Origin of the sequence: Flavobacterium suncheonense GH29-5 = DSM 17707 (assembly GCF_000430025.1) — a bacterium.
In the GTDB taxonomy this organism is placed as follows: domain Bacteria; phylum Bacteroidota; class Bacteroidia; order Flavobacteriales; family Flavobacteriaceae; genus Flavobacterium; species Flavobacterium suncheonense.
Genome location: NZ_AUCZ01000016.1, coordinates 1 through 19,287 on the forward strand (window position 1 = coordinate 1; position 19,287 = coordinate 19,287).

A 19,287-nucleotide genomic window follows, 5' to 3' on the forward strand; every position below is an offset into this window, starting at 1 on the left:
TCGCCGAAAACAAAGGGATTAAACTTAGTAACACTCAAAACTCCGATCCTTATGAAAATGCAATTGCAGAGAGAATTAACCGTACAATCAAATACGAATACGGATTAAAACAAAACATCCCAGATTTAAAAACAGCCGAAAAAATGGTCGAAAAAGCCGTGGAATTGTACAACAACAGACGACTACATTTAAGCCTAAATTACCAAACTCCTGCATTTGTGCATACATCGGAAAATGTAATTTACAAATCCTATAAGTCAAATAAGAAAAAACGTATATTAGCTTAAATTTTTAATCTAAATTTTATCAACTATTTTAGGACAATACACTGACTCTAATTTTATTTGACTAGAATTCATTATTGATTTCTCTTGACCAAAAAGGTTAGAAACAAAAACAAGAAATAATATTATGTATAATTTTTTCAATTGCACTTTTTGTTTAAAGTTAAGCACAAGCTAATAGATAAATATCCCTAAAACTAACGATAAAAATCCACCCCTACAATCCCTAAATTTAGAGATATTTAAAAGTTTGGAACAACCCTGTTGCAAATCATTATTTTTTTTTCGTTTGCAACAGTTTTCGTTGCAAAACGATTTTTTTCAGCAATTTGCAACAACGCTGAAATACTTCTAAAAAAATCGCGGCTATCACTACCGATACCCGCGATTGTTGTTCTGCTGAAAACGGAGACGGGAAACTAGACCACGCCTTGCGCCAGCATCGCATCGGCCACTTTTACAAAACCGGCAATGTTGGCGCCCTTAACATAGTCGATATGGCCGCTGCCGTCCGCGCCGTATTTTACACACGCTTCGTGTATGTCGTGCATGATTTTTTTCAGACGGTCGTCTACTTCTTCCCGGGACCAGCTTAAGCGCAGGGAATTTTGCGACATTTCCAGACCCGAGGTGGCTACGCCGCCCGCATTCGAGGCTTTCCCGGGTGCAAAAAGAATTTTTGTTTTATGGAATACCGCAACGGCTTCGGGGGTACACGGCATGTTCGCGCCTTCGGCTACACAGCTACAGCCGTTACTCGTTAATACTTTTGCATCGCTTCCGTCCAATTCGTTTTGAGTGGCACAGGGTAGTGCAATATCACATTTTACTTCCCACGGGGTTTTTCCGGCTATGAATTTTGCCTTTGGATATTTTTTCACGTATTCGCTGATTCTGCCGTACTGGACGTTTTTCAGCTCCATGACAAACTCCAGTTTTTCGGCATCGATACCCGCTTCGTCGTAAATATAACCCGAGGAATCCGAAAAGGTTACAACTTTACCGCCCAGCTGGATTACTTTCTCCGCCGCATATTGCGCCACATTTCCGGAACCAGACACCACCACCGTTTTTCCGTTGATGTTCTCCCCACGGGTTGCCAGCATGCTTTGGGCAAAATACACGCAACCGTAACCGGTCGCTTCGGGACGGATTAACGAACCGCCGTGGGAAATGCCTTTTCCGGTTAACACGCCCGTAAACTCGTTGCGGAGTTTCTTGAATTGCCCGAACATATAGCCTACTTCGCGTCCGCCTACGCCGATATCGCCGGCCGGAACATCGGTATCCGCACCGATATGGCGGGAGAGTTCGGTCATGAAGGTTTGACAGAAGCGCATGACTTCATTGTCGGATTTGCCTTTGGGATCAAAATCAGAACCGCCTTTTCCGCCGCCCATCGGTAAGGTAGTCAGACTGTTTTTAAAGACCTGCTCAAACGCCAGAAACTTCAGGATGCTCAGGTTTACGGACGGGTGAAAACGCAACCCGCCTTTATACGGCCCAATCGCCGAATTCATCTGGATGCGGAAACCGCGGTTAATCTGTGTCCGGCCTTTGTCATCCACCCATGCCACGCGGAACATGATGACCCTTTCCGGTTCGACCATGCGCTCCAAAAGCATCTTGCCTTTGTACTTTTCGTGGGCTTCGATAAAAGGAATAACGGTTTCGGCCACTTCATGGACCGCTTGCAGAAATTCGGGTTCGTTGGGGTTTTTCAGGGCTACTGCCGCAAGGAAATCGTTTACTTGTTTTGACATAAATGGATTGGTTAGTGTGTTGATTTCCATAAATGTACAAAAAAAGCGAACCGTTTGGTTCGCCTGTTATTTATTTTCCGGGAAATTCCGGTTTGCGTTTTTCCAGAAAGGCGGTAGTACCTTCTTTAAAATCTTCGGTACCGAAACACTCGCCGAACGCTTTGATTTCGGAGGCGAAGCCGTTTACACCGTCTGTATAGTTATCGTTAATCACCTTAATCGCTTTGGCAATCGCCACACTCGAATTTTTGGCGATGCGCGCTGCAATTTCTTTGGTAAAGTGCAACAATTCTTCCTGGGTAACCACATGGTTGACCAAGCCGTAGTTCAACGCGGTTTTGGCGTCGATCATCCCGGCGGTCATAATCATTTCCATCGCGCGGCCTTTCCCGATTAACTGCGGTAAACGCTGGGTTCCGCCATACCCCGGAATCACACCTAAAGTCACTTCCGGCAAGCCCATTTTAGCGTTTTCCGAAGCCACACGGAAATGAGAAGCCATCGCCAGTTCCAGTCCGCCGCCCAACGCGAATCCGTTTACGGCGGCAATGACCGGTTTCTTAAGGTTTTGCACAAAATCAAACAGTTTTTCCTGCCCTTCTGCGGCCAAAACGGTTCCTTTTTCCACCGAAAAATTGGCAAATTCCGAAATGTCGGCACCGGCCACGAACGCTTTTTCCCCGCTTCCGGTAACGATAATCACTTTTACAGTGGTATCGTGTTCCAGGGTCCCGAAAGTGTGGTGCAGTTCTTCAATAGTAGCTTTGTTCAAGGCGTTTAACTTCGCCGGACGGTTGATGGTAACCACCGCAATGCCGTTTTCTTTTTCAATTAGGATGTTTTCGTAGGTCATGATTGTTATGTATTTATAATGGGAAGCGTTACGGTAAATTCGGTACCGGCTTCCGGTTCACTTTCAAAATCGATGGTGCCGTGGTAACTTTCCACGATATTTCTGATAATCCCCAAGCCCAAGCCCATACCGCTGGTTTTGGTGGTGAATTTAGGTTCGAAAATACGATTTTTATTTTCAATACTGATGCCTTTTCCGTTGTCTTTCACAATGATTTTGGCATTTTCTCCTTCGCGGAAAACCGTTACCACCACCAACGGGTTCACTTTGTCTTCCGGGATGGCCTGAATCGCGTTTTTCACCAGATTGGTAATGATCCGGATGAGTTGGGTACGATCTATTTTGGTGATAATTTCCGGTTCGGAAGCCTCAAAACGGATAAAGTCTTCGGTAAAAATATCGAGTGCCAGCTGCACCACATACACGATGTTGAGCGTTTCGTTCTGTTGTGCCGGCAAGGAAGCAAAATTTGAAAAAGCCGAAGCCACCGAACTCATGGTGTCGATTTGCTGAATCAGGGTTTTGGAATAATCGTCCATTTTCTGCTTTACGTTCGGATCGTTCGGATCGAATTTCCGCTGAAAACTCTGCACGGTCAACCGCATCGGCGTAAGCGGGTTTTTGATTTCGTGCGCCACCTGTTTGGCCATTTCGCGCCAGGCTTCTTCCCGCTCACTCTGCGCCAGTAACGCGGCACTTTCTTCGAGTTTGTCGACCATCGCATTGTACGCCGATACGAGGGATTTGATTTCTTTACTGGTGGATTCCAGCTGGATTTTTTCGTTCTTTTTGTAGAACTGTGTCTGTTGTAACTTCTCGCTGATGGTTTGCAGCGATTTGGTGATGTAACTCGACAAAAAGTACGCAATCACAAAGGAAATCAGCAACATAAATCCGTATACCTGACTGAACCGCATCAGGAAATTTTTTACTTCATTTTCGTAAAAACTGGTTTCTTCCACATACGGCAAATTGATGATACCCAGCGGTTTGAACTTGGTGTCTTTCAGATAACTGTAGGACGAACGGTATTTCTGTCCCTGAACCATCTGCAAATCCACGAACCTTTTGCTTGGAGAAGACTGTATGATTTTAAGGATAATCGGCTGAATGGGTTTGGCCACTTTATCAATCGTAAAGGCGCCTTTGGAAGAAATGAGCAGCTTCCCGTTCAGGTCATAAATATTGATTTCCAGACTGTGGATGTTGGCCAACTCGTAAATTTTGTCCTTAAAAATCAGCGGTAAGTTTTCCGTTGTGAGCGGATAGGTCGTGGTAGACAGGATGTAGTTGATGTGCTCGGTAATGGCATCTTCTTTGCGCTCCAGACGGTCCTGATGGTAGTCGCGGGCTTCTTTCCGGAACTGATAAATCGATACGGCCGCTATTAAAACCGACGCAATCAGGGTTAAGAAAATCATCGAAAGGAAAATTCTCAACCTTAGGGAAAGCTGCGTTATTTTAAAAGCATCCGGCATTTACTGCTGATTTTTCTCGCGTATCTTTTTATAGAATTTATAGCCCAACATCAGCAGCACGGAAAAAAGGATGATTCCAATCACGCCGTACACCCAGTTGATTGCATCTTTCAAAATCACCAGAAAAACAACGGCAAATAGGATAATCGTGGCCCCTTCATTCCACAAACGGAAAAAGGACGACGAGTACTTAACCTCATCTTTTTGCAGCTGCCTGAAAATCTGATGGCATTTCAGATGGTATAAATATAGTAAAAAGACAAATCCCAATTTTACATGCATCCACGGCATTTTTAGCCAGGCATTGCCCAACGTGGTTCCGAAAAGCATCAAAAAAGCAAAAATACTGGCTAAAACGGCACTCGGCCAGGTGATAATGTACCAAAGGCGATACGCCATCAGCTGGTATTGTTTTACCAAAATGCTTTGTTCGGGCTCGGGCTTCAGTTTCGCTTCCGCATGGTACACAAAAAGCCGAACGATGTAAAAAAGTCCGGCGAACCACGTGATTACAAAAATCAAGTGGAGGGATTTTATGTAGTTGTAGTACTGATCCATTGTCCGTTTTGCTCCCAATTGTTAATCCAGTTGGCCACTACCTGACACCATTGGTCGTCGTCGTTTAAACACGGTATGGTTAAAAACGACTCGCCACCGTTTTCGAGAAACTCTTCGTTGGCACGAATGGCGATTTCTTCCAGTGTTTCCAGACAATCCGTTACAAAGGCTGGGGTTACCACCGCTACTTTTCTGATGCCCTGTTTCGGATAGTTGTTTAACACTATATCGGTGTACGGTTCCAGCCATTTGTCTCCGGCTAAGCGGGACTGGAAGGTTACATAATATTTGTCTTTCGGAATTTGTAGCTTCTCGGCTACCAGACGCGTGGTTTCATAACAGTGGGTACGGTAACAGAATTCAGCTTCGGGCGTTCCAACTTCGCAACACATTTTGTCGGTTTCAAACTTTTTGTGCTTTTTGGTGGCGTCGGTTTTACGGACATGACGCTCCGGGATGCCGTGGTAGGAAAACACCAGTTTATCGTAGTCGTAATTCCCCAAATGCTTTTTCATGGAATTCGCCAGGGCTTCGATGTAATCGGGCTGGTTGTAAAACGCCGGCACGTCAGTAATTGTCATGTCGGGAAATTTCTTTTTGCGGATTTCTTCCGCCAGCACCAAAATGGTTAAGGTAGACGCCATCGCATACTGCGGATACAACGGAAACAGCAACACCTCGCGCACGCCTTGATCGTAAAGCTCCTGCAAACCGGTTTCGATGGAAGGTTTTCCGTATCGCATCGCCAAAGCTACCGGCACTTTTGCCTCTTTTTTAACTTTTTCGTGCATTTTCTTAGAAAGGACAATCAGCGGGGAACCTTCTGGGGTCCAGATTTTCTGATAGGCTTCTGCCGAATTCTCAGGACGCTTTCTCAGGATAATCCCGCGAACCAGCAATGCCCGCAGCAAATACGGTACATCGATTACGTATTTGTCCATTAAAAATTCGTCTAAATATGGCTTAACGTCTTGTGGCGTCGGACTCTCTGGCGATCCTAAATTGACCAGTAAAACTCCCTTCATTTTGTAATTTTTTTCAAAGGTAAGACAATTATCGGCAATTTAATTTCCGCTGCTTTATTTTTCCTTTCCTACAATAACGCTTTTTTGCAACTCGTCGAAACTATTCAGCATTTCATAGAATATCGCTGTTTTTTTGTTAATGTTTGAATTTTTTGTCAATAAATTTAGCTTTAAATAAAAAATGTGCAACGAATATCATTTATGGGTTATCGTTTTGTAAGAGTGAATTCGACACCTTTTTTGTTTGGAAAGATTACCAAAAACAATAATGCATTTTCAGGATGATTCTTTGTATCTGATTGTAAAATTATTGACGGTAATTGTGGCTAATACGTGAATTCTTTTTTAACATTTTGATCTTACAAGGAGTAATAATTAAAATCCCAAATGCATGAGAAACTTTTACACCCTAAGTACATTCCTATTGTATTTTTCTCTTAGCGCTCAAACCGGGGCCGTGGGTATAGGAACTTCCAATCCGCAGCAAAAACTTCATTTAGACAAAAGTATCGGTACGCTTCGGATCGAATCGCTCGATAAAGACAACAATACCCGCAACGGAGGCAATCTGGAACCCGGAGGAACCTATCCGCTTTACGCAGATAGTAACGGCGTACTGACTTTAGCTTTGCAAACCCTGGCAAACAGCGACGGCAGCGATGCCATCGACCATGCCACTATTCCTACCGCTTCCCTAAAATTAACAACCGGTGATGCAGACGGCAAAATTGATGCAACATTTTTTACGTACACCATTACAGTTAACCGGGCGGCCACTTTAGAGGTAAAATACAGTTTGAGCTTTGAAGTATATCAAACCGATCTTCTGCTGACCATGATACGCGACGGTGGCGCCAGAAGAATTTCCACCTATTACACCCTTAATAACGGAACCCGAAGATACGGTCAGGCTTCCCGTTGTTACCTAAACCGAAACATTAACAATCCCGCACCTTATAGTTCTACAGACCGGATTGGAGCTACCGGACAACTCTACAATTCCAGCACTACCTATGTACAATTAACGCCTGGCACCCATACCCTGAATTTTAAAGCCGAAGTCTCATCCAATCTGCCTTCCCAAGCGACTTATGTAAGGCTTGCGATCGATACGGATTCTGTCTTCATGCGTCTTTACTAAACCTTATCAACTATGAAAAAAATTGTTTTTTTATTGTTTCCGCTTGGGCTGACCGCTCAGGTGGGAATCGGGACTGCAAATCCGCAGGCGACTTTACATGTGGCCGGAAACAGTTCTACCATACGAATTGAGAGCTTAAACGCTGTAAACAGTCCCGCATTTAACGACGGCATCAAACCTGCTCATGCTTTTGTTACCGCTTCGGGAGATGTTACCCTAAACCCTTCTTCGGAAAACGAAATAGGACCCGGCGGCATCATAGCACCTATCAACTTCTTATTTACCGACAACAATTTCATCCCTAACGGTGTTGCCAACCGCGGGTTGATTGTAAACAATCCCACCGCTTCAACCACCGCTACCGGATTGATTTCGAAAGTTAATTTCAGTGCGGCTGCCACGGCGCTTATTGAAGTGAAATACAGTATTTCCGTGTTGCTTTCCAGTACTGATTTAAACGTATCGCTTACGCCTTTTAACGATATCTCGGCGAGAATCTATAAAATCTATTTCTGCATCGATATTAACAACGACGGCCTGGACGCTACGGAACTTTCCAAAAAATACGGTTTAAACGCCCAGAATTATTCTTCTGACAATCAAGGAATTTTAGGTTATACATATACCAATGGTCACGGTTATACCACTATCCCCTCCGGAAACCATTCCTTGCATTTCTTTGCCGAAACTATAGATGGTGTCAGCAAATTTACCAGTGCCGGTTTTGGCGGTGCGGAAGATCTTTTGAGAATACGAATCTATAATTAATGTCCTATGAGAAAATTTTACACTTTTTTATTACTAACGCCTTGCTATTTCTTTGGACAGGTTGGGATTAAAACCAACAACCCGCAGCAAGGTTTGCACGTCGCAGGAGCAACTTCAACGGTTAAAATAGACGGTTTAAAGTATCCCGACAATCCGAACAATTTAGGACCGGGCAATTCCAGCCGTGTTTTTGTCGACGCAAATGGCGATTTGGTATTAGGCACAGCCCAAAACAATATTGCGGTGCTTTTCGATTCGGAAAATTATCTGAAAGACGAGCGCGATCCAAGCAGAAATCAAATTACGCAACACGGTTATGGCGACGGATATTCTTATGCCGGTATTCCGAATGATATTCCCAATTCAACCTTTACCTTAACAGAACCTGCAATCGTCGAGATTAATTACGCGGTTTCCTGGAACATTGAAAAAAATGCCAGTACACGCATAAGCGATGGTCATGCAAGAACCGTACAAACACTTATGTATTTCCGTTCCGGAAGTTATTTAGGCCCTGTTGTTACCCATGATTTAGACGGGAATCTGATTGGTGGCAGCTTTGAAATCGACAACGGTACTTCAACTATTGGCGGCGGTCTTGGGATATCCGGACAATACTATACCAACAACGACGCTTCAAGAGGGGAAACAGACGACTTTCACAACACTGGCAGCGATTATGTTAAACTCCCGCCAGGGACATACTGTCCTATGTTTTCGGCTCAATTGGCAGTTTCAGATACAAGTGGTTCCGGATCGATGAAATTGTATTTGGGAACCGGGAAGGATGAAGTCCAGATTATTGCACATTATTACAATTAAAAAAACCTTTTACAGAAGCAACCCTATATGGGTTGTTTTTTTTTATTTTCATTAAATCAAATTGTTATAAAAATGTAATTTAATTTGTTTTTATAACTGTCATTTATAAAACAGTGTTTTTTTCTTTGAAAAAAAATTTTTAAAAAATATTTCCATCCGGTTGTTATAAAGTTTAATCCCCTCAGTTTTTTCCTTATAATTTTTTTATTGACATTTGGAAAGCCCTTAAATCACTCTCTTTTTAGAGATATTTTGCATGTTTTACAATTGCTATTTTTTTAGGTTTAATGCTTTAATTTTGTTATTTATTTTAATTATTCTGTTTTTTGTTGTTTTTTCTTCAAAAAATTAATATTTTTAATAAATAATCACGCAACCTAATACCCAAATTTGTATCTAATATGTAAAAGCCCTCTAATACTAACCCAAAAAAACCAAAGAGCATGAGAAACACCTACATTCTATTTACACTGCTTCTTTGCAACTCACTACTTTCCCAAACCGGATCTGTAGGGATAGGCACCACCAACCCACAACAAAAGTTACATTTAGGTAACAGCGTTGGAACGTTACGCGTGGAAAGCCTAGACAAAGACAACAACATTTACAACGGAGGGAATACAGAGCCCACAGGAACTTATCCCTTGTATGTAGACAGCAACGGCGTACTTTCTTTACATTTGGAAACCCTAGCCAATAGTGACGGAAGCGACGCAATCGACCACACTACAATTCCCCAATCCAACATTCGCCTTACCACGGGTGATGCAGACGGGAAAATTGAAGCCACCTTTTACACCTACACCATTACAGTAACCCGTCCAACCATTTTAGAAGTTAAATACAGTGTTAGCTTCGAAGTTTTCCAGACAGACACCCCACTAACAATGATTCGTGATGGTGGAGCACGTCGCGTTTCCACTTATTACACACTTGACAATGCCCCTCGAAAATATGGCCAGGCATCCCGATGCTACATGAACCGAAACATTAACAATCCTGCCCCATACACCTCATTAGAACGAATTGGCGCTACCGGGCAATTGTACAACTCCAGCACTACTTATGTTCAGTTAACAACCGGTACACACACCCTGAACTTCAAAGCAGAAGTTTCTTCTAATTTACCTTCCCAGGCTACTTTTGTCCGTATGGCAGTAGATACCGATTCTGTATTCATGAGATTATACTAAAACCGTATCGCTATGAAAAAACTACTACTTCTTTTTTTTCCTGCGGTGCTGAATGCACAGATAGGAATCGGAACAGCTAACCCTACTGCAGATTTACATGTGGCGGGCAATACTTCAACCATTCGCATTGAAAGTCTGAATGCCGTAAACTCCCCTGTTTTTAATGACGGGGTTAAACCTGCCCATGCCTTTGTGACAGCTTTGGGAGATGTGACCATCAACCCTTCTATCAATAACGGTGTTGGACCCAATGGTGCTATTGCTCCAATCAATTTCTTAATGACCAATCAGAATTTTATTCCTAACGGTCCTAACAACAGAGGGGTAATCGTTAACAACGACACTTCTGTTACCACTGCAACGGGTTTGATTTCAAAAGTAACTTTTTCCTCTCCGGCTGCTGCATTAATCGAAGTAAAATATGGCATAACCGCTATGGTATCCAAAACAGACTTAAATGTTGCGTTGACTCCTTTTAATGATATTTCTGCACGGGTATTTAAAATCTACTTCTGCATTGACATCAACAACGACGGACTGGACGCCACAGAATTGTCAAAAAAATACGGATTAAACGGTCAATGCTATGCTTCTGATGATCAAGGAATTTTAGGTTACTCCTATACCAACGGTCACGGTTACACCAATATTCCTCCCGGAAATCACGCGTTGTACTTCTTTGCCGAGATCATTGACGGAATCAGCAAATACACCAGCATCGGATTTGGCGGTGAAGCAGACCTTTTAAGAATTCGCATTTACAACTAAACCCAAAGCTAACCATGAAAAAATACCTCTACTCACTATTTTTACTACTCCCTGCGTTCCTTTTGGGACAAGTGGGAATTAAAACCACCAACCCACAACAGGGATTGCATGTAGGTGGTGCTAACTCAACTGTTAAAATTGACGGGCTTAGTTACCCAACCAACCCCAACAATTTAGGACCAGGAAATTCCAGCCGTGTGTTCGTGGACGCTAATGGAGATCTGATTCTTGGTACCGCTCAAAACAACATAGCCATTCTGTTCGATGCGGAAAATTATCTGAAAGACGAGCGCGATCCGAGTATTAATCAAATTACCCAACACGGTTATGGCGACGGATATACCTATGCCGGAATCCCGCGGGATATTCCAAATTCTACGTTTACCTTAACCGAACCTGCTATTATAGAAATCAATTATTCCGTTTCCTGGAACATTGAAAAAAATGCAAGCACAAGAGTTGGAGACGGACAGGCCAGAGCCGTACAAACATTAATGTATTTCCGGTTAGGCAGTTATCTTGGCCCGGTTGTAACCCATGATTTAGACGGCAACCTGATTGGAGGGGCTTTTGAAATTGACGGAGGCACTTCCACAATCGGTGGCGGTTTGGGAATTACCGGACAATACTACACCAACAACGAAACAGGCAGAGGCGAAACCGAAAACTTCCACAATACCGGCAGTGATTATGTAAAACTTCCTCCGGGTACGTACTGCCCTATGTTTTCAGCACAGTTAGCGGTTTCCAACACCAACGGAGCGGGAGCGATGAAAATGTATTTGGGAACCGGGAATGATGAAGTACAGATTATAGCACACTATTACAATTAAAAAAAGCGGTCAACTGACCGCTTTTTATATGTTTTATATGCTTTTCTCCAACAAATACTTTTTGGGCGTCGTCCCGAATTTCTTCTTAAACGCCGCAATGAAATGACTCGCAGTACTATACCCTATCTTTAAACCAACCTCGTTTACATTGTACGAACCGGAATCCAACAAACGACGCGCGTATTCCATTTTATAATCAAACAAAAAGCCGTAAACGGTATCGCCGTAAATCTGTTTGAAGCCCATTTTCAGTTTTTTCAGATTTAAGCCTACCTCATCGGCCAACTCCTGTAATCCAGGTGGTTCGGCCATATTGGCAATTACGATTTCTTTCGCTTTTTTCAGTTTCTTTACATTTTCTTCGTCGATTAGAAACGGACACTGTTCGGCATTCGGATCTTCGTTGCGGTTGAAAAACAAACTCAGCAATTCATACCCCTTGCCCTTATAATACATGTTTTTTATCGACGGATTCAGCGTATAATGAAACATCTGATTCAGCACAATGGCCATCGACGGACTGATGTTTTCTTCTCCGTAATACTTCTTATCGCTGTTTTCCTCGCTCAAAAAAGGTATATGTTCCGCCTGTTCCGAAAACAGACCGTGAAACTTCTTAATCGACACCAAAACGGTAATCACCCACGACTTGGGGGCGATTTCCATCTGAAGCGGCAGTTCTTTCTGCGGATTGTACAGTAAAAGCGATTTTTCTTCCTTCAGCTCCAGCGCATAATTGCCCTGATTGAAGATGAATTTCGCACTGCCCTTCAACCCGAAATGAAACTGAATCAAACCCGTATGTACCTGACGTTCAAAACGAACCGTTTCTTCCGAATCGTTCTGAAAACGCAGCAGTATAAAATCTTCCTCAATTTTTATCTCTTCGGTAGCACTCATAGCGGTATTTTTTTGCAGCATTCTTCAAAGTAATATGAAATTTTTATTTAGAATCACTCTAAATAAAAACTTTCTGAAGCCTTGATTTTCATACAAATTTAAAAGAAATAACGCGAAAAAGACAAATTTGTCCAAAAAAATCCCTGAGCGACATAAAAAGAACTTCCAGCGTTATTTTAATAAAAATACAGCGAGTACATTTGTTTAACTTTTAAGGAGAAAGTGAAAAAGAATGGAAAATAACACGATATCAAAGCCTGCTTCGTTCTATGTTGTTGGATTGAGCTATAAGAAAGCAGACGCCGAGATTAGAGGTAAATTCAGCCTGGACCCCGAGGCCAAAGCCAACTTACTAAAGCAAGCCAAAGATAACAATATTAGCAGTTTACTGGTTACTTCCACCTGCAACCGTACCGAAATTTACGGTTTTGCCGAACATCCGTTTCAATTAATCAAATTGCTTTGCGACAATTCGCAGGGCACGGTAGAAGATTTTCAGAAAGTGGCTTACGTCCATAAAAATACCGAAGCCATCAGTCATATGTTCCGCGTGGGAACCGGTTTGGACAGCCAGATTTTAGGCGATTTTGAAATCATTAGCCAGCTTAAAAACAGCTTCATCGAAAGCAAAAACGCCGAATTGACCAACAATTATCTCGAAAGGCTTACCAATGCGGTCATTCAGGCCAGCAAACGCATCAAGAACGAAACGGAAATTTCTTCCGGAGCCACCTCGGTATCCTTTGCCGCCGTTCGCTATATTTTTAACAACGTCGAAGACATCCCGAACAAAAACATTCTGCTTTTCGGAACCGGAAAAATCGGGCGAAACACCTGTGAAAATTTGGTCAAACACACCAAAAACGAGCACATCACCCTTATCAACCGCACCAAAGACAAAGCCGAAAAAATTGCCGGCAAATTCAACCTGATTGTAAAAGATTACGCCGATTTGCAACTGGAAATCCAGAAAGCCGACGTTTTGGTGGTGGCTACAGGCGCTCAGAACCCGACCATCGACAAAGCCATCCTGAATCTGAAAAAACCTTTGTTGATTTTAGATTTATCGGTACCGAAAAACGTACACGAAAACGTGCAGGAACTGGAAGGCGTGACGCTGGTACACATGGATCATTTATCGCAAATGACTGACGAAACGCTGGAAAACCGCAAAAAACACATTCCGGCCGCCGAAGCGATTATCGAAGAAATCAAAGACGAATTCATCAGCTGGACCAAAGCCCGGAAATTTGCGCCAACTATTCATGCCTTAAAGGAAAAACTGAACACCATCAAGGATAAAGAGCTGACCGCGCAACGCAAAAAAATCAGCAATTTTGATGAAGAACAGGCGGAGCTCATCAGCAACCGCATCATTCAGAAAATCACCAACCATTTTGCCAATCATCTGAAAGACGACAACACTATGGTAGACGAAAGCATCCAGTGGATCGAGAAAATTTTTCAGATAGCAACCGTAAAAAATGACTAAAAAAATACGCATCGGAACCCGTGACAGCGAACTGGCGCTTTGGCAGGCACACACTGTACAGCACCAGTTGCAGCAATTAGGGTATGCCACCGAAATAGTAGCCGTGAAATCTACCGGTGACATCATCCTGGACAAACCTTTGTACGAACTGGGCATCACCGGAATTTTTACCAAAACCCTTGATGTAGCGATGCTTTCCGGGAAAATCGATATGGCCGTACATTCCATGAAAGACGTACCGACGGCTTTACCGCAAGGCATAGTGCAGGCCGCTGTTTTAGAACGCGCCAACACGGTTGACCTTCTCGTTCACAAAGGAAATTTAGATTTTCTAAACGGCGAAGGAACCGTAGCTACCGGAAGTTTACGTCGTCAGGCGCAGTGGCTGAACAAATATCCGCAACACCAAGTGGTGGATTTGCGCGGCAACGTGAACACCCGCATGCAGAAATTGCAGGAAAACGACTGGAACGGAGCGGTTTTCGCCGCGGCTGGTTTGGAACGCATCAATTTAAAACCGGAAACGTATATTAATCTGGACTGGATGGTTCCGGCTCCGGCACAAGGCGCGATGGTGGTTGTTGCCATGGAAAACGACGAATTTGCCTTAGACGCCTTAAGTCAGCTGAACCATATCGAAACGGAAATCTGTACCTATATCGAACGCCAGTTTTTGAGAACTTTGGAAGGTGGCTGTACCGCTCCGATCGGGGCATTGGCCAAATACGACGAAGAAAACGATACCATCAATTTTCACGGCGTTCTGTTTTCCATTGACGGACAACAGAAGTTCGAGATCCAACGCACATTCGATATTTCCGAATGGAAAAAGCTGGGCTTCAACTGTGCCAAAGAAATTTTAGACAACGGCGGTTCGGAATTAATGGCCGACATCAAACTGAAACTGAAAAAATAATGAGTGCTTCCGTTCGCATACTGTCTACTAAAAAATTGCTGCCCAATCAGAAGCAGTACCTTTTGAATGCCGGATTTTTAGTAGTGGAAGCGGATTTCATCACCACCAAACCCCTCGCTTTCGATTTAAAAAATATAAATGACAAGTTGATTTTCAGCAGCCAAAACGGCGTGGAAAGCATTTTACAGCATCCGAACGTTGCCGAACTGAAAGGAAAAGACGTTTTCTGCGTCGGTCTCAAAACCAAAGCGTTACTGGAAGCCAACGGTTTCAACGTGGTAGCGTATACCGGTTATGCGGAAGATTTGTCCGAAATCATCACACTGGTCTATCCGCACAACACCTACACATTTTTCAGCGGAAATTTACGTCGCGACACTTTACCGGAAACTTTGAAAGCTGCCGGAGTGGTTTTCAACGAAATCACCGTGTACGAAACCGTTTTAACGCCGCAAAAAATCGACACGAAACCAGACGGCATCCTGTTTTTCAGCCCTTCCGGTGTGGAAAGTTATCTGAAACAGAATAAAATTACCAAAGAAATCGCTTTCTGCATCGGAAACACTACTGCAGCAGCAGCGCAACAATCGGGATTCAAAAATATCGTAATCGCCAATCAACCTACCGTTGAGAACACGATTATCCAATGTATAAACGAATATAAATAATACTTAGCAATTTAGGCACTTTGTCACTTTGCAACTATATTAAGAAAACATGATTAAAAACGACCTATTTCTAAGAGCTTTAAAAGGAGAAACCGTAGAACGCCCACCGGTGTGGATGATGCGTCAGGCGGGAAGATATTTACCGGAATTTCGTGCGTTACGCGACAAATACGATTTTTTTACCCGTTGCGAAACCCCGGAACTGGCTGCTGAAATCACCGTACAACCGATTCGCATCGTAAAACCGGATGCCGCTATTTTATTCTCGGATATTTTAGTAGTCCCAAGAGCGATGGGTATTCATGTGGAACTGAAGGACAATATCGGACCGATTATTCCTGATCCGATCCGTTCGATGGAGCAGGTAGAAAAAGTATTTATTCCAAATATCGAAGAACGTTTAGGCTATGTGATGGACGCCATCAAACTGACCAAAGAAATGCTGAACGACGAAGTGCCGTTAATCGGTTTCGCCGGTTCGCCCTGGACGATTTTCTGCTATGCCGTGGAAGGAAAAGGCTCCAAAAGCTATGATACCGCGAAAGGATTCTGTTTTTCCAATCCGGTGGCGGCGCATGCTTTATTACAGAAAATTACCGATACCACCATCTTATATTTAAAAGAAAAAGTAAAATCCGGAGTGAACGCCGTACAGATTTTCGATTCCTGGGGCGGCATGCTATCACCAACCGATTATCAGGAATTCTCCTGGCAATACATCAACCAGATCGTGGACGCTTTAGCCGAAGAAACAGAAGTAATCGTGTTCGGAAAAGGCTGTTGGTTTGCTTTGAATGAAATGTCGAAATCGAAAGCGTCGGCTTTAGGAGTAGACTGGACGTGTTCGGCCAGAAATGCGCGTTATTTAACAGGAGGAAATATCACCTTACAAGGAAACTTTGACCCTTCAAGATTGTTGTCACCAATTCCGACCATCAAAAAAATGGTACACGAAATGATCGACGAATTCGGCAAAGACAAATACATCGTAAACTTAGGCCACGGTATTTTACCGAACATTCCGGTAGATCATGCCAAGGCGTTTGTGGAAGCAGTGAAGGAATATAATCAGTAGGCAGTCGCAGTTTTTAGTTAACACTCATGAGAAAAAAAAGTATAGCATTAATCATTTTAAGTAGCCTTTTGGGTGGTTGCTTGATTTCTCACGGACAAAATCTGGAAAAAGATAGCCTTAAAATTCAAAAATATATTAATAAAAAATTCAGTACACCAATCGTTTTTAGGATTACTGAAAAGGCAAAGGTGGATCAAATTGATGCTTACATCACTAAAAAAATAGCCCTTAAAGCAAAAAAAGAAGCGGACGAAAAAGCAAAGTATGATGCGGCAATCGGCAGGCGTTATATGCTTGGAGATAAATCTACTATTCCTGCAATTGTTGAAATTCTCGAAAGTAAAAACAAAGACAGCATCGACAATTTGTTTGTCGAGATGGACAGGGGCTACAAGGAAATCAGAACTTCGTTTCAGCTTGACCAGCCTGTTAAAAATGCTGTTTTTAATCTAATTACAAACGAAGAACTTGAGCATTTAGTAGTACAATATTTAGGTTACAACAACATTGAAGGGCATACCGCTTTATTTGAAGACAGACTGCTTTCCGGAAAATCCACCGATAACGAAAGGCTTTTTTACTGGTTAGGAAATGAAGCTAAAAGCGAAAAAGCGATAGATTATGTTATCAAACTATCCCAAAACAGCAATGCTTCTCCCGAATTGCATTGGATAAGAGAAGGAATCTCCGGTTATATGGAAAAAGGTTCTGAAAACTCAAAAAAGAAAATCTTAAATCTGGCTTACGATTATATCGACAAAAACCCTATAAAAAGAGAAGATTTTAAAAAACCTAGCGAGGAAAATTTTTATTCTGCTTATGTTTTAAAACTTGTATTAGCACAAATAATCGTTGAAAACGGAGACGGTGAAAGAGCCAAAAAAATCATTTCTTCTTTAGAGCAGTTAATTCACAACGAACCAGGTGATGAAGACACGAAAAGAGTTTTGCTCAAAGGAATTGATTTATTCAAATTGCGTTACAAAACGGACCCGGAAAAAGTCGAAGCAATCAAACCGTTTCTTAGCGATTCTGAGCTTTATTTTGAAGCCTTAGAAACTATAAAAAAAGATAAATTTCTTTTTGAAAATGAAACCATCAAAAATCTTGTTCTTTCAAACTTTGAAAAATTAGGTTTTCAGGATGATTACTACTCTCAAAAACTTATTGACTTTTACAAAGGCCTTGAGAAAGCATACTTTTACAACCTTGCTGACAAGAACATTCAGTCCGAACCTCTTAAAATAAGACTGAAAAAAGAATTTGATATCGACAATAAAACTTTTGAAGAAATAAATAATGATTTGCACATGATAGGAATAATTGACAGACCTATCTCCCAAGAACAAATTGAAATCTACAAGCAAAAGGAATTTGCCAATGACGATTTAAATTCTATTCACACCTGCCTGGATATTGCTAAAATAAGTCTTGCTTTTGATGTCGAAGCAAGTACGATTCCTGTCGATTACGATGTGCTTTTAGCAGATTTTGCATCCATTTCCAACCATAAAATTTCAGGAATTAAATCGTATCTCCAATTTAAATGGAATGAGGATGAAAACAAAGGATATTATCAGTTTTTAGTACACTATAAAAACAATTGTTATGTAATGATTCCTGAAGATTCCGGAGACTGGTATGACATGGAAACCTTTAATAAATTATTGGATCTAATTGTGGAAGACACCGGCATCAAGGAAAATTTCTATTCCGTTTACACCGGAGATCAAACCGCTTTTTACTTATTTGGGGAGAAAGAAAAAATAAATCTCCTTAAAGAAAAATACAACCTTGAAGCAAATGATGAAGAAGGCTTAAACTTCGATGAAAATGAAGAATAAATTTTACCAATACATACAAACCCTCCAAGACCAAATCTGTAAAGGTTTGGAAGACATGGACGGCCAAACGAAATTCCGTCAGGACTTATGGGAACGACCGGAAGGCGGTGGCGGAAGAACCCGTGTGCTTGAAAACGGTAACGTTTTTGAAAAAGGCGGCGTAAACATTTCCGCGGTACACGGCGCGTTGCCGGTAGCGATGCAAACCTATTTCGGGGTGGGCGAAGTCGATTTTTTTGCCTGCGGACTGAGCTTAGTAATTCATCCGAAAAACCCGATGGTACCGACCGTACATGCCAACTGGCGCTATTTTGAAATGTACGACAAACAGGGGAATATCGTGAACCAATGGTTTGGCGGCGGTCAGGATTTAACGCCATATTATTTGTTTGAAGAAGATGCCAAACACTTCCACCAAACCTGTAAAACGGCCTGCGACAAACACAACCAGGACTTCTATCCGAAGTTTAAAAAACAGTGCGACGAGTATTTCTGGAATGCGCACCGTAACGAAGCAAGAGGGATTGGCGGTTTGTTTTTCGATCATCTGAAAGCAACTGAAGAAATGAGCATGGAAAACTGGTACACTTTCGTAACCGAAGTCGGCAACAGTTTCTTATCGGCGTATATACCAATCGTGGAAAAAAGAAAAGATTTACCTTATACAGAAGCCAACCGCACCTGGCAGGAAATCCGTCGAGGGCGTTACGTGGAATTCAATCTGGTACACGACAAAGGCACGTTGTTCGGTTTAAAAACCAACGGAAGAATCGAATCGATTTTGATGAGTTTACCTCCGCATGTGCAGTGGGTATACGACCATCATCCGGAAGCGGGAAGCGAAGAAAAAAAGTTAATTAACGTATTAAAAAAACCAATTGCATGGATTTAATCGTCCATTATCAA

19 protein-coding genes are annotated in these 19,287 nt (G+C 42.4%); 13 read left to right on the forward strand and 6 right to left on the reverse strand.

Annotated elements, in window-relative coordinates; translation table 11 throughout:
* A partial coding sequence (locus tag G498_RS14900) for an integrase core domain-containing protein (protein ID WP_035754182.1) occupies positions 1-287 on the forward strand: 287 nt, incomplete at its 5' end.
* A gap of 416 nt (positions 288-703) precedes the next feature.
* Here the strand turns inward: G498_RS14900 and gdhA are convergent.
* From gdhA to hemH, 5 genes are all read right to left on the reverse strand, one after another.
* Positions 704-2,047 (reverse strand): NADP-specific glutamate dehydrogenase, encoded by a 1,344-nt coding sequence (gene gdhA, locus G498_RS0109005; RefSeq protein ID WP_026980878.1) that lies wholly within the window; start codon positions 2,045-2,047, stop codon positions 704-706.
* A gap of 70 nt (positions 2,048-2,117) precedes the next feature.
* Positions 2,118-2,900, reverse strand: a complete 783-nt coding sequence (locus tag G498_RS0109010) for an enoyl-CoA hydratase/isomerase family protein (RefSeq protein WP_026980879.1) — start codon at positions 2,898-2,900, stop codon at positions 2,118-2,120.
* A gap of 5 nt (positions 2,901-2,905) precedes the next feature.
* Positions 2,906-4,378, reverse strand: a complete 1,473-nt coding sequence (locus tag G498_RS0109015; protein ID WP_026980880.1) for an ATP-binding protein — start codon at positions 4,376-4,378, stop codon at positions 2,906-2,908.
* Positions 4,379-4,936, reverse strand: a complete 558-nt coding sequence (locus tag G498_RS0109020; protein WP_026980881.1) for a CopD family protein — start codon at positions 4,934-4,936, stop codon at positions 4,379-4,381.
* Positions 4,912-5,961 (reverse strand): ferrochelatase, encoded by a 1,050-nt coding sequence (gene hemH / locus G498_RS0109025; RefSeq protein WP_026980882.1) that lies wholly within the window; start codon positions 5,959-5,961, stop codon positions 4,912-4,914. Before hemH ends, G498_RS0109020 begins: the two co-directional genes overlap by 25 nt.
* A 391-nt stretch (positions 5,962-6,352) precedes the next feature.
* Between hemH and G498_RS0109035 the strand changes: the two genes are divergently transcribed.
* The 6 genes from G498_RS0109035 (at position 6,353) to G498_RS0109060 (ending at position 11,486) form a co-directional block, all read left to right on the forward strand.
* Positions 6,353-7,102 (forward strand): hypothetical protein, encoded by a 750-nt coding sequence (locus tag G498_RS0109035; RefSeq protein WP_131387709.1) that lies wholly within the window; start codon positions 6,353-6,355, stop codon positions 7,100-7,102.
* A 12-nt stretch (positions 7,103-7,114) separates the two neighbouring features.
* Positions 7,115-7,870, forward strand: a complete 756-nt coding sequence (locus tag G498_RS0109040) for a hypothetical protein (protein WP_026980884.1) — start codon at positions 7,115-7,117, stop codon at positions 7,868-7,870.
* Positions 7,871-7,876: 6 nt separating this feature from the next.
* A complete protein-coding gene (locus tag G498_RS0109045; protein WP_026980885.1) occupies positions 7,877-8,692 on the forward strand; it encodes a hypothetical protein in 816 nt (271 codons plus the stop codon).
* Positions 8,693-9,135: 443 nt separating this feature from the next.
* Positions 9,136-9,885, forward strand: coding sequence for a hypothetical protein (locus G498_RS0109050; RefSeq protein ID WP_131387708.1), 750 nt, complete (start codon positions 9,136-9,138; stop codon positions 9,883-9,885).
* A gap of 12 nt (positions 9,886-9,897) precedes the next feature.
* Entirely contained in the window at positions 9,898-10,653 is a 756-nt protein-coding gene (locus G498_RS0109055) for a hypothetical protein (RefSeq protein ID WP_026980887.1), read from the forward strand.
* Positions 10,654-10,667: 14 nt separating this feature from the next.
* Positions 10,668-11,486 (forward strand): hypothetical protein, encoded by an 819-nt coding sequence (locus G498_RS0109060; protein ID WP_131387707.1) that lies wholly within the window; start codon positions 10,668-10,670, stop codon positions 11,484-11,486.
* 33 nt (positions 11,487-11,519) lie between these two features.
* Here G498_RS0109060 and G498_RS0109065 read toward each other — a convergent pair whose 3' ends face one another.
* Positions 11,520-12,386 (reverse strand): AraC family transcriptional regulator, encoded by an 867-nt coding sequence (locus G498_RS0109065; RefSeq protein WP_026980889.1) that lies wholly within the window; start codon positions 12,384-12,386, stop codon positions 11,520-11,522.
* Positions 12,387-12,618: 232 nt separating this feature from the next.
* Between G498_RS0109065 and hemA the strand changes: the two genes are divergently transcribed.
* The 6 genes from hemA (at position 12,619) to hemF (ending at position 19,273) form a co-directional block, all read left to right on the forward strand.
* Entirely contained in the window at positions 12,619-13,878 is a 1,260-nt protein-coding gene (hemA, locus tag G498_RS0109070) for a glutamyl-tRNA reductase (protein WP_026980890.1), read from the forward strand.
* Complete coding sequence (hemC, locus tag G498_RS0109075; protein ID WP_026980891.1) at positions 13,871-14,794, forward strand: hydroxymethylbilane synthase; 924 nt, start codon at positions 13,871-13,873, stop codon at positions 14,792-14,794. Before hemA ends, hemC begins: the two co-directional genes overlap by 8 nt.
* Positions 14,794-15,462 carry a uroporphyrinogen-III synthase gene (locus G498_RS0109080; protein ID WP_026980892.1) on the forward strand — a complete coding sequence of 223 codons (669 nt, stop codon included), beginning with the start codon at positions 14,794-14,796 and terminating at the stop codon, positions 15,460-15,462. Before hemC ends, G498_RS0109080 begins: the two co-directional genes overlap by 1 nt.
* 49 nt (positions 15,463-15,511) lie before the next feature.
* A complete protein-coding gene (hemE, locus tag G498_RS0109085) occupies positions 15,512-16,537 on the forward strand; it encodes a uroporphyrinogen decarboxylase (RefSeq protein ID WP_026980893.1) in 1,026 nt (341 codons plus the stop codon).
* Positions 16,538-16,725: 188 nt separating this feature from the next.
* Positions 16,726-18,381: a hypothetical protein gene (locus tag G498_RS0109090; RefSeq protein ID WP_131387706.1), complete on the forward strand. Its 1,656-nt coding sequence runs from the start codon at positions 16,726-16,728 to the stop codon at positions 18,379-18,381.
* The gene (hemF, locus tag G498_RS0109095) at positions 18,371-19,273 is read left to right on the forward strand and encodes an oxygen-dependent coproporphyrinogen oxidase (protein ID WP_026980895.1); all 903 of its coding nucleotides are present in this window, start codon (positions 18,371-18,373) and stop codon (positions 19,271-19,273) included. The genes G498_RS0109090 and hemF overlap by 11 nt, the downstream gene beginning before the upstream one ends.
* Positions 19,274-19,287 lie beyond the last annotated feature (14 nt).

Bases quoted from the DNA above. Each gene is read 5' to 3' on its own strand.
- hemF (WP_026980895.1), top strand. From the start codon at position 18,371: ATGAAGAATAAATTTTACCAATACATACAAACCCTCCAAGACCAAATC.
- hemA (WP_026980890.1), top strand. From the start codon at position 12,619: ATGGAAAATAACACGATATCAAAGCCTGCTTCGTTCTATGTTGTTGGA.
- G498_RS0109010 (WP_026980879.1), bottom strand. From the start codon at position 2,900: ATGACCTACGAAAACATCCTAATTGAAAAAGAAAACGGCATTGCGGTG.
- G498_RS0109035 (WP_131387709.1), top strand. From the start codon at position 6,353: ATGAGAAACTTTTACACCCTAAGTACATTCCTATTGTATTTTTCTCTT.
- hemH (WP_026980882.1), bottom strand. From the start codon at position 5,961: ATGAAGGGAGTTTTACTGGTCAATTTAGGATCGCCAGAGAGTCCGACG.
- G498_RS0109020 (WP_026980881.1), bottom strand. From the start codon at position 4,936: ATGGATCAGTACTACAACTACATAAAATCCCTCCACTTGATTTTTGTA.
- G498_RS0109060 (WP_131387707.1), top strand. From the start codon at position 10,668: ATGAAAAAATACCTCTACTCACTATTTTTACTACTCCCTGCGTTCCTT.
- G498_RS0109080 (WP_026980892.1), top strand. From the start codon at position 14,794: ATGAGTGCTTCCGTTCGCATACTGTCTACTAAAAAATTGCTGCCCAAT.
- hemC (WP_026980891.1), top strand. From the start codon at position 13,871: ATGACTAAAAAAATACGCATCGGAACCCGTGACAGCGAACTGGCGCTT.
- G498_RS0109050 (WP_131387708.1), top strand. From the start codon at position 9,136: ATGAGAAACACCTACATTCTATTTACACTGCTTCTTTGCAACTCACTA.
- G498_RS0109045 (WP_026980885.1), top strand. From the start codon at position 7,877: ATGAGAAAATTTTACACTTTTTTATTACTAACGCCTTGCTATTTCTTT.
- G498_RS0109040 (WP_026980884.1), top strand. From the start codon at position 7,115: ATGAAAAAAATTGTTTTTTTATTGTTTCCGCTTGGGCTGACCGCTCAG.
- gdhA (WP_026980878.1), bottom strand. From the start codon at position 2,047: ATGTCAAAACAAGTAAACGATTTCCTTGCGGCAGTAGCCCTGAAAAAC.
- G498_RS0109065 (WP_026980889.1), bottom strand. From the start codon at position 12,386: ATGAGTGCTACCGAAGAGATAAAAATTGAGGAAGATTTTATACTGCTG.
- G498_RS0109055 (WP_026980887.1), top strand. From the start codon at position 9,898: ATGAAAAAACTACTACTTCTTTTTTTTCCTGCGGTGCTGAATGCACAG.
- G498_RS0109015 (WP_026980880.1), bottom strand. From the start codon at position 4,378: ATGCCGGATGCTTTTAAAATAACGCAGCTTTCCCTAAGGTTGAGAATT.
- hemE (WP_026980893.1), top strand. From the start codon at position 15,512: ATGATTAAAAACGACCTATTTCTAAGAGCTTTAAAAGGAGAAACCGTA.